Genomic DNA, 16141 nt, shown 5'->3' with positions numbered 1-16141 from the left:
CGGCGGTGTTAGTCGTTTCCCCATCCCACACGGAGTGGCGGTCCCCGGCACGGTCGCTCGCGGGGGAGCGACCCCGCTCCCGGCCGCGGCGGCGGCGTCACGCTCCGGACGACGCTACTGGTACATCCGGAGCCGCTGTGCCTGCGAGATGGCCTCGTCGTCCCGGCCGCGCATCTGTACGGCCAGCTGTTCTTTCGCACGCTGGATGCGCTCTGCCTGCGCCGTCAGCGCCTCGACGTCGACGTCGACGCCGGTGATCGGCTCGACCGCTTCCTCCAGCACGACGCGGGCGGCCGCGGGGTCGGGGAACTGCGGGTCCACGTCGACGACCAGCCCGACGGCGGGCAGGTCGCGCGCCATCGCGTGGGCCAACAGCGCGCCCGTCGGCCCGGAGATCAGCCCCGCGGACTCGGGCGCCGGCACGCCGACGTCGTCGAGCAGGGCCGCCCCCGAGCCGACCGCGAGCCCCCTGAGCGACGACGCCGGCGCCGCGTCGTCTTCGCCGCCGTCCTCGCGTCCGTCCGCGGCCGCTGCGTCGGTCGCCCCCTCGCGGGGCAGTCCCGCGACGTACAGCGGCGTGACCGACTCCTCGCGGAACCACCCCTCGATGCACGCGGCGAACTCCTCGGCGGCGTCCGGGGAGACGGGCACGTCCGACTGGAGCACCAGCAGGTCCGCCTCGGGCGCCGCGTACAGCCGGAGCGGCGTCCGCACCGCACGGTCGCCGCCGGTGTAGGCGGCCGCCGCGGGCAGCGCCTCGCAGTGGACGGTCGCGTACAGCTCCATGTCGAGCGCCTCCACCAGGTGGTCGACGACGATCTTCCCCACGAGGCCGACGCCGGGCAGCCCCTCGACCAACACCGGCTCGTCGAACGAGCGCTCGGCGACCACGTCGATGTGTCCCATAGCCCGTGTCGCTCGGAGTGTGACATAAAGCTACGCCGGCGCGGCGCCCCGGCGGCGCGTCCGCGCGGTCCGAAAGCGACTACCGCGCCGGCGCGGATGGCGTGGTATGAACGACGACGACGGCGTGCTCGAGCGCTACCTCCCCCTCGTCGACGACGAGGCCGCGTTCCGGGCCGCCTGCGACCGGCCGCTCCCGTCGGTCGTCCGCGTCAACACGCTCGCGGCCGACGCCGACCGCGTCGCCCGCGCGTTCGACGCGGAGAGCACCGACTACGAGCGCGTCGACTGGCACGACGGCCTGTTCCGCATGGCCGACCGCTCGCCCGGCACGACGTGGCCGTACGCCCACGGCTGGGTCCACGGCCAAGAGGAGGTGTCGTGTCTCCCGGCGATGGCGCTGGACCCCGACCCCGGCACCCGCGTGTGGGACACCTGCGCCGCGCCGGGGAGCAAGACGACCCAACTCGCGGCGCTGATGGACGACTCGGGCGTGCTCGTCGGCAACGACACGAGCCTCGGCCGGCTGTCGGCGCTGCGCCACAACGCCGAGCGCCTCGGCGCGACGAACCTCGTCGTCGACCAGCAGGACGCGCGCAACTACTCGCTCAACGGGTTCGGGTTCGAGACGTTCGACGCGACGCTCGTCGACGCGCCCTGCTCGTGTGAGGGGACGATCCGGAAGAACCCCGACGCGTTCGACACGTGGACGCTGGACCACGTCCACGAGGTCGCGGGCATCCAGAAGGGCATCCTCCGGCGCGCGGTGCAGGCGACGCGCCCCGGCGGCACCGTCGTCTACTCGACGTGTACGTTCGCCCCCGAGGAGAACGAGGCCGTCCTCGACCACGTGCTCCGCGAGGAGGACTGCGAGGTCGTCGACTGGGACTGCCCGCTGGAGTCGGTCCCCGGGGTCATCGAGTGGCACGACGAGACGTACGACGAGCAGGTGACGCGCGCGACGCGGGTGTACCCGCACCACAACGACACGGGCGGGTTCTTCCTCGCGAAGCTCCGAGTCGGCGGAGCGCCGGACGACGCCGCGGCCGACGCGGAGGTGGGCGCGTGAGCGACGGCGAGGGCGCCCCCGGCAACGACGGGGGGCAGTTCGACCGCCTGCCCGCGACCGCAGACGACCGCGAGGTCGACGGCCGCGCCACGCGCGCCGAGGTGCTGGAGTGGTGGGAGACGCGCTTCGGCGTCCCGCCGGAGACGTTCGCGGACCACACCTTCTGGGAGAAGGGGAAGGGGAAGGTCTGGGCGTTCGCGGCCGACCTCCCCAGCCCGCAGGACCGCGAGGGCGTCGGGATGACGTTCCTCCGCACCCGGCAGGAGCACTGGAAGCCGACGACGACGGCGGTCCGCAAGTGGGGCCACCTCGCGACCCGGAACGTGATCGACCTGTCGCCGGGGGAGGCGACGGCGTTCGCCGCCGGCCACGACCAGGACCTCCCCGAGTGGGACGGCGACTGGGGCTACCTGATCGCGGCCCACGACCTCGCCGGCGAGCGCGTGCCCATCGGCGTGGGCCTGTACCTGTACGACGAACTCCGGTCGGTCGTGCCGAAGGGGTACCAAGAGGAGTTGCCGGAGCTGTAAGCCGGAGCTACCCGTCGCCGCCGTCGCCGTCCTCGCCCTTCTCGCGCACCGTCCCCCCGCCGAGCCCCTCCCACTCGACGCGGTAGTCCAGCGCCGACAGCGCCGCGCTCGCGTCGGTGAGGCCCGCGTCGGACAACACCGACTCCGCGTCGGCGTACGCCATCCCGGCTTCGATGTCGTCGCCGACGCGGTCCAGCACCGCCGGGCGCACGAGCGTGGCGCCGAGGCGGCGGTGCTCGGGGAACGTCACGTCGTCGAGCGCGTCCGTCGGCACGCCGTGCTCGGCGGCCAGGTCCTCGACCCGCACGACCTCCCGATCGGGAACGAGTTCCGCGGGGAGGTCAGCGGTCACCTCGCCCGCGAGGGCGGCCTCGTACTCGCGGAGCACGTCGACCACGTCCTTCACGCGGACGGTGCCCGAGTAGGTGACGACGCGGTGGTCGCGGGCGGCGATCTCCTCGCCGACGCCGAGCGACTCGTCGACGGCGACGACCAGTTCCACGTCCTCGACGCGGTCGAGCTGGTCGAGCTTCTTCTCGACGTACTCGGGCGTCCAGAAGCCCATCACCTCGAAGAACACGCGGTAGTCGGCGTGGCGGTACTCGAACGCGAAGTCGGGGATCATCACGCTCGTGCCGACCCGGAGCGGCTCCGGCTCGCGGGTGAGGTCCCAGTCGAGGTCGAGCGCTCGGAACCGGGCGGCGAAGTCCGCCTCGACGCCGGAGTCGAACGCCGGCTCCGCGAGCGGCTCGACGCCCGGGACGGAGACGTCGTCGTGGGTGAGTTCGAGCAGGTACTCGCGGCCGCGGTCGTCGATGTCGGCCGCCAGCGTCCACTCGCCGGCGGTCGCCGCGACGGTTCGCAGCAGCCGGGCGAAGGCGGTGCCGTAGCGGCGCGTCCGGCGGAACAGCGCGTCCGGCCCGGTGACGACCACCTCGCGGTCGGTCGGGCCGTCCCCGTCGTCGACGACCCGGATCTCGTACAGGAGCCCGAGGCGTTTGGCCGCGGAGACGAGCGCCTTCGGGTCCGTCGAGCGGACGCGCACCTCGGTCGCGTCGAACAGCGCCGTCTGGGCCAGCGAGAGGTCGTACTGGACGAGCAGTTGCTCGGGCGTCCACCGCGAGTCGAAGTCCGTGAGCACCCGTTCGGCGTCGCGGTCGGCGTACAGCGAGGCCTCAACGTCGGCCGGGTCGACGCCGAGCCCGTCGGCGGCGCGCGCGAGGGCCGTCTCGCGCTCGGCGTCGCTCGCGACCCCCGCCGCTTCGGCGGCCTCGAAGGCGACCCGGCGGGCGCGCCGGGGCGGCAGGGGCGCCCGGGTCTCGAAGGCGGCCTCGCGCTCCAGCAGCGAGGCGAACCCGCGGACGAGTTTGAAGTCGTCGGCGTCGCGCTCGAGGCGCTCCAGCGCCGCGTCGAGGTCGCGCCGTCGCTCCCCGACGTGGCCCTGGAACACGCCGAGCACCCGTGCGGCGAGACGGCGGGCGTCGTCGTCGCCGGCGACGAACTGCGGGCGGTAGCCGCCGCGGCGGCTGACGCGGAGGAGGTCCTTCGTGATCACGACCGGTCTACCGACGCGTGGGCCGGCGGGGGTAAAGCGGCGACGGTGCCGGCGTGGGCGAATGGACAAGGCTCATACCGGATCCACGAAACCCACGGCACGTGAACCGTCGCCGTCTCCTCGGGTCGCTCGCGCGCGCCGCGACCGCCGGCGTCGCCGCCGCGCTCGCCGGCTGCACCCCCCGCCGCGCCGTCCGGCCCGTTGACGCCGCCGCGCTCGCCCGTCCCCACCGAGCCGTCCGACACGGGCCTCGTCGTCGCCGACTTCGCCGACGTGGAGGGGGACGACGGCGACCTCCTCGTGGTCGTCACCGTCGAGAACGCCGCCGGCGAGTCGCGGTCGGGCGTCGTGGAGGCGACCGTCGCCGCCGGCTCGGGCGAGGACGCTCGCGAGGAGACCGTCGCCGCGGAGGTGACCGTCGGCCCCGGCGAACGGACGGAGGTGACGCTGGAGACGTCGTTCGGCTTCGACGAGTTCAGCAGCGGCGGGTCGATCCGCGTCGACGTCCGCCCGAACTGAGCCCGTCACCGGCGCCGTTGTGCGACCCGTTCTTCCGCAGTCTCGCTCGTCACCAGTTCGTACAGCGTCGCGGTCTTCGTCCCGTCGGCGCCGGGGCGGAGGACGCGGCCGAGTCGCTGGGTGAACTCCCGCTCGGAGCCGCTGCCCGAGAGGATGACGCCGACGCTGGCCTCGGGGACGTCGACCCCCTCGTCGAGGACGTTCGCCGCGACGACGCGGGAGTACGTGCCCGCGCGGAAGCGGTCGAGCGTCTCGCGGCGCTCCTCGACGCCCGTCTCGGCGGTGATCGCGGGGATCAGGAACCGCTCGGAGATGCGGTACACGAGCGCGGTGTGGGCGGTGAACACGATGACGCGCTCGCCGCGGTGGCGGTCGAGGATCCGCGCGAGTTCGTCGAGTTTCGCGTCGGCGTTCATCATCACCTCGCGGGCGCGCTGCTTGGCGAGCAGCGCCTCGCGTGCGCGCGGGTCGTTCCCCGACCGCTTCACGAGTTCCTGGTAGTCCGATCCCGAGCGGAACGTGATGCCGGCGTCGCGGACGTAGTCGACGAACGTGCCCTGCGCGGCCTCGTAGCGCTCTCGCTCGGCGTCGGTCAGCTCCACCTCGACGCGGCGCACCTCGTAGTCCGCGAGGTGTTCGCCCGCGAGGTCGTCGGCGTCGAGCGCGTACACGACCGGCCCGACGAGGTCGGCGACCGCCTCGTGGGCGCCGTCCGGGCGCTCGAACGTCGCGGTGAGGCCGAGGCGGGCGGGGGCCGCGAACAGCCGCGCGACGTCGCGGTACCCCTCGCCGCCGAGGTGGTGGACCTCGTCGAACACGAGCAGGCCGAACCGGTCGCCCAGCTCGTCGGCGCGGAGGTACGCCGAGTCGTACGTCGACACGGTGACCGCTTCCACCGTCTGCTCGCCGCCGCCGAGGCGGCCGACGGGGACGTCGAACGTCGACGACAGCTCGCGGTTCCACTGCTCCAGCAGGTCGACCGTCGGGACGACGACGAGCGCCGGCGTCCCCGCGGCGGCGATCGCCGCCAACGCGATGACGGTCTTGCCGCTCCCGGTGGGGAGTTCGAGGACGCCCCGGCGGCCGGCGTCGCGCCAGGCGTCGAGCGCGGCCCGCTGGTACTCGCGGAGGGTGTAGCCGGACGACAGCGCGGGGAGGGGGCGAGGTCGAGGACGCGGTCGGTCACGTCGTGACCGCGCTCGCGGAGCGCGTCGCGGACGGCGGCGTAGCGGTGGGCGGGGGCGCGGCGGTCGCCCGAGCGCGCGTCCGCCTCGACGCCGGGGAGCGACTCGTCGGGCGCGCCGGCGACCCGGACCGTCCCGTCCTCGTACGTGAGGGTGACCGACGACACGGGCGGGAGTCGTCGCCGGCGCGCCATAAGTTCGCCGTCGCGGGCACGTGAACCGCGAGCGGGCGACGGCGACCGCGCTCACCGGGCCGCGAGTTCGGCGTCGACGACGACGCCCACGAGGAAGACGTACGCCGCGGCGTACAGCCACGTGACCGCGAGGACGGCGCCGCCGAGCGCGCCCGAGAGCGGACTCCCGCCGGCGAGCCCGACCAGCCGCTCGAACCCGACGAACAGCGCGGTCCAGCCGACGGCCGTCACGACGCAGCCGGGGAGCACCTCCCGGACGGTGACTCGCGCGTCGGGGAGCACGCGGAAGGCGGGCACGAGGAGGACGACGAGGACGGCGACGCGGAGGACCCACCCGGCGGCCGCCGCGACCGGGCCGGCCGGGGCCCACGCGGGGGCGAGCAGGGCGACCCCGACGAGCGCGACCGCGGCCGTCACCACCGCCGCGAGCGCGGCGACGGCGTCGCGGGCCCGGCGGGCGGTGCCGCCGTCGTCGACGCCGTACACCCGGGCGACGGACCGGTCGAGCCCGCGGAACAGGCGGACCGCGCCCCACAGGAGCACCGCGACCCCGACGACGGTCGCGCGCGCCCGGCCGGCCGCCGACGTGAGCACCCGTCGGACGGTCTCCCTGCCGGAGACGGAGAGCGACTCGCCGAGGGCGAGGACCACCCGGTCGGCGACGGCCTCGCCGGCGACCGTCGCCAGCGCCAGCGCCGCCAGCGCCACCAGCGGGACCAGCGAGACGAGCGCGTAGTACGCGACCGCCGCCGCGAGGAAGCCGACGCCCGCCGAGCGCCCGCGCTCGACGACGCCGCGCGCGACCGCGAGGGCGCCGGCCGTCCGCGTCGGGGCGGCCGTCCGGTCGTCGGGCGGGTCCGGGCGGGGACTGTCTGCCACGTCGGTCGGGCGTTCGGGCTCCGGCCGGTTCGTTAGTCCGTCGGCCCGGGCCGGTACGCCGAGCTTACGGCGCGGGCCGCCGTCGCCGCGGCCCGCCCGTAAGTCACACAAGCGGACCCGCCGAACCGACGGGTATGAGCGACGACGACGCGGACGCGGCCGAGGCGGGCGGGATCAACGAGGCGGTCGCGGCGTTCCTCGCGGGCGCCGACGACGTGTACGACGAGTACGACAAGGGGTACGTCGACGCCGACGCGGCGCTGTCGGTGCTGGCGACCCGGATCGACGACCTCCGCGCGGCCGCCGCCGGCGACGACCCGGCCGAGGGCGACGGCGGCGAGTGAGTCGCCGGCGACGCCCGGATCCGCAATCCGTATTTCCGCGCGACCGCTTCGGTGGGGTATGAGCGACGAGGCCGACGCCGGACACGACGAGCCCGAGCCGGACGCGCCGACCGCCGACGAGGAGCCCGACGGGGCCGACGGCCCCGCGGAGTCGGTCGAGGAGACGCCGCTGGCCGACGAGGCGGCCGCGTACGACGACGACCTCGCCGAACGGGTCGCCGCGCTCGAACGGGAGGCCGCCGACGCGGCCGACCGCGTCGAGGAACTGGAGTCGAGCCTGCGCCGGACGAAGGCCGACTTCCAGAACTACAAGAAGCGCGCGAAGAAGCGACAGGAACAGGAGAAGGCGCGGGCCACGGAGGACCTCGTGAGCCGGCTGACCGAGGTGCGCGACAACCTCGTGCGCGCGCTCGACCAGGAGGAGGACGTCGACATCCGCCCCGGGGTCGAGTCCACGCTGGAGACGTTCGACCGGATCCTCGGCGACGAGAACGTCGCGGTCATCAGCCCCGACCCCGGCGAGGACGTCGACCCCGAGCGCCACGAGGTGATGATGCGCGTCGACTCCGACCAGCCCGCCGGCACCGTCGCCGACGTGTACAAGGACGGGTACGAGATGGCCGACAAGGTGATCGAGGCCGCGCAGGTCACCGTCAGCGACGAGGAGTAGGCGGGGACCGAGCCGCGAGGGCCCCGTAGCGTTTTGTGTCGGTCGCGTGCAGGGAGCGCATGGAGTTCACCGTCCACGGACCCGACGACGGGGAGCCGCTGCTGTTCGTGATGGGGTGGGGGAACACCGCCGCCCAGCCCGAGCCGCGCTGGCTGCTCGACGCGCTCGCCGACGAGGGGTACCGAACGCACGCCTGCGAGATCCCGACGAACGTGCGGAGCTTCGAGGACGAGTACCTCGCCCCGCTGGCGGCGTACGTCGCGGACGCCCCGGCGTTCGACCGGGTGCTCTCCCACTCGACGGGGGGCCTGATCGCGGCCCACGCCGTCGCGAGCGGGACGCTCCCCGAACGCGCGGTCCACCTCAGCCCGTGGTGGGGGCTCCACCCGAGCCAGCGCCTCCCGTTCCGCGTGCTGGGGGCGCTGCCGACGAGCCGCGAACTGGTGTCCGTGGAGGCCGACCGGGACACCCTCGGCGCGCTCGCGGAGCCGTCGGCCCGCGAGGCGAACGCGCTCGCCCCGTCGTTCGTGCGCGAGATCCGACGGGCGCAGGCGTCGCTGCCGGCGGCCGGCGACGAGGCGGTCGCCTTCTGCACGCTGACGGACGGCCTCGTCGGCACCGACGCGATCGGCGAGCGCCTCCCCGCCGACCGGATCCGGCTGTACGACGGCGGCCACGAGTGTTTCGCCTCGCCCGACCGCGAGGCGATCGTCGCCGACGCCGTCGCGGCGCTGCGGGAGGGGCCGTCCGCCCTCGAGTGAGTCGGGGCGGCGACGCCGTCGGGGCGACGCGAGGGGGGCGGTCGGCTGCGTTCGCGGTTCGTGATAAGCGTTGCCACTCGTGTGAGGGGCGTGGATCCGTAATCGCAAGCGGGCGACGACTTGGGGGGTGACCGCGGTACGCCCTGTCTAGTAACGTTTAACGGACTCGCGGCGCTATCGGTGGCCAAGATGGCGACCAACAAGATCCTCGGAATCGACCTGGGGACCACGAACTCGGCGTTCGCGGTGATGGAGGGCGACGACCCGGAGATCATCGTCAACGGCGAGGGCGACCGGACGACGCCGTCGGTGGTCGCGTTCACCGACGACGGGGAGCGACTCGTCGGCAAGCCCGCGAAGAACCAGGCCGTCCAGAACCCCGACCGCACGATCCAGTCGATCAAGCGGCACATGGGCGAGGAGGACTACACCGTCGAGATCGACGGGGAGGACTACACGCCCCAGCAGATCTCGGCGATGATCCTCCAGAAGATCAAGCGCGACGCCGAGGAGTACCTCGGCGACGACGTCGAGAAGGCGGTCATCACGGTGCCCGCGTACTTCAACGACAAGCAGCGCCAGGCGACGAAGGACGCCGGCGAGATCGCCGGCTTCGAGGTCGAGCGCATCGTCAACGAGCCGACCGCGGCGTCGATGGCGTACGGACTCGACGACGAGTCCGACCAGACCGTCATGGTGTACGACCTCGGGGGCGGCACCTTCGACGTGAGCGTCCTCGATCTGGGCGGCGGCGTGTACGAGGTCGTCGCGACGAACGGGGACAACGACCTCGGCGGCGACGACTGGGACGAGGCGATCATCGACCACCTCGCCGAGGAGTTCCAGAACGACCACGGCATCGACCTCCGCGAGGACCGGCAGGCGCTCCAGCGCCTGAAGGACGCCGCCGAGGAGGCGAAGATCGAGCTGTCCTCGCGCAAGCAGGCGAGCGTCAACCTCCCGTTCATCACGGCGACCGACTCCGGGCCGGTCCACCTGGAGACGGAGATCACCCGCGCGACGTTCGAGAACATCACCGCGGACCTCATCGACCGCACGGTCGAGCCGACCGAGCAGGCGCTCGCGGACGCCGGCTACGACGCCGACGACATCGACGAGGTCATCCTCGTCGGCGGCTCCACCCGGATGCCGCAGGTGCAGGAGAAGGTGACCGAGATCCTCGGCACCGAGCCGAAGAAGAACGTCAACCCCGACGAGGCGGTCGCGCTGGGCGCGGCCATCCAGGGCGGCGTCCTCTCGGGCGACGTGGACGACCTCGTTCTCCTCGACGTCACCCCGCTGTCGCTGGGGATCGAGGTGAAGGGCGGCCTGTTCGAGCGGCTCATCGAGAAGAACACGACCATCCCGACCGAGGAGTCGAAGATCTTCACGACGGCCGCCGCGAACCAGACGTCCGTCGACGTGCGCGTGTTCCAGGGCGAGCGCGAGATCGCCGAGGAGAACGAACAGCTCGGCGAGTTCCAGCTCACCGGCATCCCGCCGGCGCCCGCGGGCACCCCGCAGATCGAGGTGTCGTTCAACATCGACGAGAACGGCATCGTCAACGTCGAGGCCGAGGACAAGGGCTCGGGCAACGCCGAGTCGATCACCATCGAGGGCGGCGCGGGCCTCTCCGACGAGGAGATCGACCGGATGCAGCAGGAGGCCGAGCAGCACGCCGAGGAGGACGAGGAGCGCCGGCGCCGCATCGAGGCCCGCAACGAGGCCGAGAGCGCGATCCAGCGCGCCGAAACCCTGCTCGAGGAGAACGAGGAGAACGTCGACGACGACCTCGAGGCGGACATCCGCGAGGAGATCGACAACGTCCAGGACGTGCTCGGCGACGAGGAGGCCGACGCCGACGAACTGGAGGAGGCCACCGAGGAACTCTCGGAGGCGCTCCAGGAGATCGGCAAGCAGATGTACCAGCAGCAGGCCCAGCAGGCCCAGGCCGGCCCGGGCGGCGCGGGCGGCGCCGGTCCCGGCGGCATGGGCGGGATGGGCGGCATGGGCGGCGGTCCCGACGCCGGCGCCGAGGGTGACGACGAGGAGTTCGTCGACGCCGACTTCGAGGACGTCGAGGACGACGACGAGTAGTCGCCCTCGGCGACCGACCGGTCGACGCCGGTCGACCCGAGCGGTCGTTCTGCGACGCGGCGGGAGGACGGCCCCCGCCGACGGCGACACCGAACTGTCCCGGAGCGAACAGTCGTCCCGGAAGCCACGCGATTGAAATAGCCGGAGGGACGTATCCACGAACAACGAATGAGCGAGGACTTCTACGACGTGCTCGGGGTGTCCCGCGACGCCTCCGAGGACGAGATCAAACAGGCGTACCGGCAGAAGGCGACGGAGTACCACCCGGACGTCAGCGACGCCGACGACGCCGAGGAGAAGTTCAAGCAGGTGAAGAAGGCCAAGGAGGTCCTCACCGACGAGGAGAAGCGCCAGGCGTACGACCGCATGGGTCACGAGCGGTTCGAGCAGGCCGAGAAGCGCGGCGGCTTCGACGGCGGCGCCGGCGGCGCGGGCGCCGGCGGCATGGGCGGCGACCCGTTCGGGGGATGGGCGGCGGCGCCGGCGGCATGGGCGGCATCGGCGACATCTTCAACGACCTGTTCGGGGGCGGCGGCGGCCGCGGTCGCGGCGGCCCGCGTCCGGGGAAGGACCTCCGGACGAACCTCGACATCGACCTGCAGGAGGCACACGACGGCGTCACCAAGCAGTTCTCCGTCGCGCGCCCGACGCGGTGTGACGAGTGCGACGGCTCCGGCCACCCGGAGGACGCCGACGTCCGCACCTGCACGCAGTGCGACGGCCGCGGGCAGGTGACGCGCGTCCAACAGACGCCGCTCGGGCGGGTCCAACAGACGACCACCTGTCCCGCCTGCGAGGGCGAAGGCGAGACCTACTCCGAGGACTGCGCGGTGTGCGACGGCTCGGGGATCACCCGCGAGGAGACGACGCTGACGGTCGACGTGCCCGGCGGTATCCAGGACGGCCAGACCCTCCGCATGGAGGGCGAGGGCGCGCCGGGCGAGCCCGGCGCCCGCGACGGCGACCTGCTCATCGAGGTGCGCGTCGAGGGCGACGACCGCTTCGAGCGCGACGGCGCCGACCTCCACCTCACCGAGCCGGTGTCGTTCCCGCAGGCGGTGTTCGGCGACACGGTGACGCTGGAGACGCTCGACGGGAGCGTCGAGTTCGAGGTGCCCGCGGGCACCCAGAGCGGCGAGACGTTCCGGCTGAAGGGGAAGGGGATGCCGCGCCTGCGCCGCCGCGGGAACGGCGACCTCTACGTCAACGTGCAGGTCGTGACGCCGGAGGACCTCAACACGGAGCAACGGGAGGCGCTCGAAGCGTTCGCGGAGGCCGGCGGCGAGGAGATCGACGTGAGCGAGGGCTTCTTCGAGAAGATCAAGAACTCGCTGTAGACCGCGTCGGCGCGGCCGGCGTCGTTGCGGCTCGCGTTCTCAGGACAACTGCGCCGCCAGATCCGCTTCGGTGATGATCCCCGCGGCGTCGCCGCCCTCGGTGACGACGACCGCCTTGTAGTGTTCGAGGAGGTTCCGGATCTCGTCGACGGTCGCGTCGGGGCTGACCGGCGGGAACGACTCCGACATGACCTCGCTCACCGGGAGGTCGGCGGCGTCCTCGCCCGCCTTGTTCACGTCGGAGAAGGAGATGGAGCCGACCGGCGTCCCGTTCTGGATCACCGGCAGTTGGGAGTACGCCTCCCCCTCCATGAGGTCGACCGCCTCGCGCACGGACTGGTCGGGCGCGACGCTGATCACCGACTGGTGCATGATGTCGCTCGCGCGGACGACGTCGCCCTCCACCTCGTCGAGCGCCTCGACGATCCGCCGCAGCGTCGACAGTCGGGGGTCGACGTCGCCCCCCTCGATCCGGGCGATCAGCGGCTGCGACACGTCCGCGCGCTCCGCGAGGGCGCTTTGGGTCAAGTCGAGCGCCGTCCGGCGCTCGCGCAGGTCCTGGCGCGTCGGGAGTTCCATACGCCGGAATTACCGTTGGTAATTGAAAAGCGTTCGGTCGGGCGACGGCTTCGCGCCGGCGCGCCGTGCGGGCGGACCGGCGCGGAGCCGGTCGCGACTACCGCTCGTCGTCCTCGTCGGCCTCGGTCTCGACGACGTCGATGACGTCGAGCGGCACGTCGCGCAGCGCCCCGCCGACCTCGCTCTTGGCGATGCGGGTGGCGTGCTCCTCGCTGTCGGCGTTGAACACGTCGATCTCGAGCATCAGCCCGACGAGCGCGGTGGAGGCCGCGATGAACGCCGAGTCGAACGGCTCGCCGCAGGCGGGGCACGGCGTCGCCCCCACCTCCACGTCAACGAACTCCTTGTTCGCCTCGTTGAGTCGCCGACCTGCCTCGCTCACCGCCACGCCGATGGCGTCGTCGATCGCCTCGACGTCGCGGACCAGCCACGCCGCCTCGAGGGCGACGAGATAGTTGCTCATACGCTCCATCCCGGACCTGTGGACAATAACCCGTTGATTCGGCGGCCCGGACCGAGCGGTCGCCGGGCGCGCTCCCGTCGGAACGAGGGGCCCCGCCGACCGCGTCACTCGCGCCGTCGTTCGCATCGATCGGAACCGATACCGGAGATCGAAGGACGTTCGTCGGGTGTTCTCTCCATGCGCAGTCGATACACACAGAAAATTCCGAAACTGCTTTACGTACGGCCACAGTCTGAACGAGTCGTACGACACATGTCCCTGCAAGCACTGACGACGGCGCTGACACTGTACCGCGGAACGTCGCTCTCCCTGGAGCAGGCCGCGACCCGGGCCGGGATCACGACCGAGGAACTGGCCGCGCAGCTTCCGTCGGCAGGGCCTCGCCGTCGACGACGACCGCGCGACCCCCCGGAGCGGTCAGCGACTGACGACCCCGCTCGGTCGCGACGCCCCGCTGGTGCCCGTTTTCCGACCCTCGCCGCCTCTTCGTTCCACCCGTGTTCCACCCGCCACAGCCGCCGGATCCCCCGCGTGGGGACCCGGACGGGACGCCGTGGATTCCCGTAACTTATCGAAATCCTCGGTGTCCCTCCCGGCGAAGGTGCGGGTCTCAACGGCGCGAATCGGCTGGCCCCCACTCGCCGGGGCGGTGACGAGCCGATCGCCCGACTGCGCCGCGATCGAGCGGATCCGAGCGGCCAACAGACTTATACGCAGGTGCGGCGGCACCGGAGACCAAGGGTATGACCCACGCCGCACGCGCCGTCCGCCACGCCGGACTCCACGCGCTCCACCACCTCACCGTCCTCGCGGGGATCTGTGTGTTCCCGTTCGTCCTCATGAGCCGTCGCCTCGGGGTCCGCCTCCCGATGGGGACGGTCGTGGCCCGGATCCACGACGCCTACGACGCCGCCGTCGACGCGGCGACCGACGACGACGAGACGCCGGCCGCGACGGCCGAGACCGAGCGATAGCGCCGCCGTCGGCGAGTTCCTGAAGGGGTGCATTTATCAGCGACGGAGCCGTACCGCGAGTCAATGCGACCATCTAGTGACCTCGCGGACCTCGACGCGATCGGCGGCGAGGAGACCGTGTTCGGGCCGGAGCTCGGGGAGTTCCCCCACGCCGACGAGCGTCGCGCGCAGGCGACCGGCGAGGGCGAGATGAAGACCGGGACGACGACCGTCGGCCTCCGCACCGAGGAGGGCGTCGTGCTCGCGACCGACATGCGCGCCTCGCTGGGCCGGATGGTCTCCTCGAAGGACGTCCAGAAGGTCGAGGAGATCCACCCCACCGGCGCCCTCACCATCGCGGGCTCGGTGTCGGCGGCGCAGAACCTCATCCAGACGCTGAAGGCCGAGACGAACCTGTACGAGGCCCGCCGCGGCAAGGACATGAGCATGCAGGCGCTGTCGACGCTCACCGGCAACCTCCTCCGCTCGGGCGCGTTCTTCATCGTCCAGCCGATCCTCGGCGGCGTCGACGACGAGGGCGCCCACGTCTACTCCATCGACGCGGCCGGCGGCATGACCGAGGAGGAGTACACGGTCACCGGCTCCGGCTCGCAGTTCGCGCTCGGCGTGCTCGAGCAGGAGTACAGCGAGGACCTCTCCGTCGAGGAGGCCAAGCGCGTCGCCGCCCGCGCGATCAAGTCCGCGGTCGAGCGCGACACCGCCTCCGGCAACGGGATCAACGTCGCCGTCGTCACCGAGGAGGGCGTCGAGATCACGAAACACAAGGACATCGACGAGCTGACCGCGTAAGGCGGGGACTCGCCCGGCCCGATGTTCGACTTCGAGACGCGCTTTTGGATCGTCGTCACGCCGGCACTGGCGAGTATCCTCGTCGGACTGGTCGCCGGCGGCGTCCGCGACCGCCCGGCGCTGATCGTCGCGGGCGTCGCCGTCGCCGTCGCGTGGGCGGCCGTCGCGTACGGCGCGTGCACCTACTTCGACTACGGCGTCGGCGACGTGCCCGAGTACGACCCCGAGGCACGTCGCTGACGGCGTCGGCCGCGCGGTCGACGGCTCAGAACTCCCCCAGCGACGTCTGGTTCGCCCGCAGCGCCCGCGCGTCGTAGCCGCGCGAGACGAGGTGGTCGGCGAACGCGTCGGTCGACCCGTGGGTCGTGTACACGCGTTCGGGGTCGACGGCGTCGACGACGGCGTTCAGCTCGTCGAAGTCGCAGTGGTCCGACAGCGCGAAGGTGACGTCGTAGCCGCCGCGGTACCGGAACGAGTCGTCGACCGCCCAGCCGGAGAAGCCGGCCGCCGGCGCGTCGTGGCGCTCCCGGAGCCGGGTCACCCAGTCGCGACGGGCCGCGGACGGCGGGAGCACCAGCGCGTCGCCGGGCCGCAGGTCCACCCCGTCGGCGTACGGCGCGACCGGGAACGTCGCGTCCACGTGCGGCTCCATCGCGCGGTTCACGCGGCGGACGGCCTCGGTGGCGAACACGCGGTCGCGTCCCGCGCGCTCGGCCAGCACCTGCAGCTTCTGGGCGCGCCCCAGCGAGTAGCCGAACAGCAGAACGGGCGTGTCGGCCGTGTCCGCGAGCCAGTCGACGACCGCCCCCTCGACGGCGGCCTGCGGTGGGAGCCGGTACCGCGGCTCGCCGTAGGTGGTCTCGACGACGAGCACGTCCGCCTCGGGCGGGTCGAAGCCGTCGAGGTACAGGCGGTCGCGCGTCGAGCAGTCGCCGGTGTAGCAGTAGCGCGTCCCGTCGTCGGGGTCGGTGACGACCACGGCGCGCGAGCCGGCGACGTGGCCGGCGTTCACCAGCTCGACCCGCGGGTCGGTCGTCACCGCGACGTCCGCCTCCGGGCGACGGGCGCGGGCGATGTCGGCGGTCGCCGCCGAGCAGACGACGGGCCCGGGGTCGCCGCCGAACAGGTGGTCGCCGTGGGCGTGCGTGAGGGCGGTCACGTCGCCGGCGGGGTCGCGGGCGTCGGCGACGACGGTCGTGCCGTCCGCGAGGCGGATCTCGATCCCGTCGCGGAGCGCGACGCCGGGGGCCGTCTCTGTCACGGCGGCCCCTCGGGGGCGCCGGCACAAGACCGT

17 protein-coding genes and 2 pseudogenes are annotated in these 16141 nt (G+C 72.8%); 12 read left to right on the top strand and 7 right to left on the bottom strand.

Features of this window, described 5'->3' with window-relative positions; genetic code table 11:
* Positions 1-114: 114 nt before the first annotated feature.
* The gene (locus P0R35_RS03160) at positions 115-906 is read right to left on the bottom strand and encodes a proteasome assembly chaperone family protein (protein ID WP_284013786.1); all 792 of its coding nucleotides are present in this window, start codon (positions 904-906) and stop codon (positions 115-117) included.
* Between the two features lie 106 nt (positions 907-1012).
* Between P0R35_RS03160 and P0R35_RS03155 the strand changes: the two genes are divergently transcribed.
* A complete protein-coding gene (locus tag P0R35_RS03155; protein WP_284013785.1) occupies positions 1013-1972 on the top strand; it encodes an RsmB/NOP family class I SAM-dependent RNA methyltransferase in 960 nt (319 codons plus the stop codon).
* Positions 1969-2502, top strand: coding sequence for a DUF7122 family protein (locus P0R35_RS03150; protein ID WP_284013784.1), 534 nt, complete (start codon positions 1969-1971; stop codon positions 2500-2502). The genes P0R35_RS03155 and P0R35_RS03150 overlap by 4 nt, the downstream gene beginning before the upstream one ends.
* Before the next feature lie 7 nt (positions 2503-2509).
* Here the strand turns inward: P0R35_RS03150 and P0R35_RS03145 are convergent, their stop codons facing one another.
* Positions 2510-4057 carry a DUF790 family protein gene (locus P0R35_RS03145; protein WP_284013783.1) on the bottom strand — a complete coding sequence of 516 codons (1548 nt, stop codon included), beginning with the start codon at positions 4055-4057 and terminating at the stop codon, positions 2510-2512.
* A 201-nt stretch (positions 4058-4258) separates the two neighbouring features.
* Here P0R35_RS03145 and P0R35_RS03140 point away from each other — a divergent pair, with 201 nt between their 5' ends.
* A complete protein-coding gene (locus P0R35_RS03140) occupies positions 4259-4576 on the top strand; it encodes a hypothetical protein (RefSeq protein ID WP_284013782.1) in 318 nt (105 codons plus the stop codon).
* Between the two features lie 5 nt (positions 4577-4581).
* Here the strand turns inward: P0R35_RS03140 and P0R35_RS03135 are convergent.
* A pseudogene (locus P0R35_RS03135) lies at positions 4582-5954 on the bottom strand (DEAD/DEAH box helicase).
* A 51-nt stretch (positions 5955-6005) separates the two neighbouring features.
* A complete protein-coding gene (locus tag P0R35_RS03130) occupies positions 6006-6833 on the bottom strand; it encodes a YhjD/YihY/BrkB family envelope integrity protein (protein ID WP_284013781.1) in 828 nt (275 codons plus the stop codon).
* A gap of 134 nt (positions 6834-6967) precedes the next feature.
* On the opposite strand from P0R35_RS03130, the gene P0R35_RS03125 reads away from it, so the two are divergent.
* The 5 genes and pseudogenes from P0R35_RS03125 (at position 6968) to dnaJ (ending at position 12042) form a co-directional block, all read left to right on the top strand.
* Complete coding sequence (locus P0R35_RS03125; protein WP_284013780.1) at positions 6968-7177, top strand: hypothetical protein; 210 nt, start codon at positions 6968-6970, stop codon at positions 7175-7177.
* Between the two features lie 58 nt (positions 7178-7235).
* On the top strand, positions 7236-7847 hold the full coding sequence (locus tag P0R35_RS03120) for a nucleotide exchange factor GrpE (RefSeq protein ID WP_284013779.1): 612 nt from the start codon (positions 7236-7238) through the stop codon (positions 7845-7847).
* Between the two features lie 59 nt (positions 7848-7906).
* On the top strand, positions 7907-8608 hold the full coding sequence (locus P0R35_RS03115) for a lipase family protein (protein WP_284013778.1): 702 nt from the start codon (positions 7907-7909) through the stop codon (positions 8606-8608).
* A 189-nt stretch (positions 8609-8797) separates the two neighbouring features.
* Positions 8798-10705, top strand: coding sequence for a molecular chaperone DnaK (gene dnaK / locus P0R35_RS03110; RefSeq protein ID WP_284013777.1), 1908 nt, complete (start codon positions 8798-8800; stop codon positions 10703-10705).
* A 168-nt stretch (positions 10706-10873) separates the two neighbouring features.
* A pseudogene (dnaJ, locus tag P0R35_RS03105) lies at positions 10874-12042 on the top strand (molecular chaperone DnaJ).
* A gap of 39 nt (positions 12043-12081) precedes the next feature.
* On the opposite strand, the gene P0R35_RS03100 reads toward dnaJ, so the two are convergent.
* Complete coding sequence (locus P0R35_RS03100) at positions 12082-12621, bottom strand: CBS domain-containing protein (protein ID WP_284013776.1); 540 nt, start codon at positions 12619-12621, stop codon at positions 12082-12084.
* Between the two features lie 97 nt (positions 12622-12718).
* Positions 12719-13084: a DUF555 domain-containing protein gene (locus tag P0R35_RS03095; RefSeq protein WP_284013775.1), complete on the bottom strand. Its 366-nt coding sequence runs from the start codon at positions 13082-13084 to the stop codon at positions 12719-12721.
* 177 nt (positions 13085-13261) lie between these two features.
* Between P0R35_RS03095 and P0R35_RS16815 the strand changes: the two genes are divergently transcribed.
* From P0R35_RS16815 to P0R35_RS03080, 4 genes are all read left to right on the top strand, one after another.
* Positions 13262-13651, top strand: coding sequence for a DUF7317 family protein (locus P0R35_RS16815; protein WP_490396510.1), 390 nt, complete (start codon positions 13262-13264; stop codon positions 13649-13651).
* Between the two features lie 176 nt (positions 13652-13827).
* On the top strand, positions 13828-14058 hold the full coding sequence (locus tag P0R35_RS03090; RefSeq protein WP_284013774.1) for a hypothetical protein: 231 nt from the start codon (positions 13828-13830) through the stop codon (positions 14056-14058).
* A gap of 63 nt (positions 14059-14121) precedes the next feature.
* Positions 14122-14847 (top strand): archaeal proteasome endopeptidase complex subunit beta, encoded by a 726-nt coding sequence (gene psmB / locus P0R35_RS03085; protein ID WP_284013773.1) that lies wholly within the window; start codon positions 14122-14124, stop codon positions 14845-14847.
* Between the two features lie 21 nt (positions 14848-14868).
* Positions 14869-15087: a hypothetical protein gene (locus tag P0R35_RS03080; RefSeq protein ID WP_284013772.1), complete on the top strand. Its 219-nt coding sequence runs from the start codon at positions 14869-14871 to the stop codon at positions 15085-15087.
* Positions 15088-15112: 25 nt separating this feature from the next.
* Here P0R35_RS03080 and P0R35_RS03075 read toward each other — a convergent pair whose 3' ends face one another.
* Positions 15113-16108: an MBL fold metallo-hydrolase RNA specificity domain-containing protein gene (locus P0R35_RS03075; protein ID WP_284013771.1), complete on the bottom strand. Its 996-nt coding sequence runs from the start codon at positions 16106-16108 to the stop codon at positions 15113-15115.
* Between the last annotated feature and the right edge of the window lie 33 nt (positions 16109-16141).

Source organism: Halobaculum litoreum (assembly GCF_030127125.1).
In the GTDB taxonomy this organism is placed as follows: domain Archaea; phylum Halobacteriota; class Halobacteria; order Halobacteriales; family Haloferacaceae; genus Halobaculum; species Halobaculum litoreum.
The sequence above is the reverse complement of the archived record's forward strand: the minus strand, read 5'-3'. Positions and strand labels throughout refer to the sequence as shown.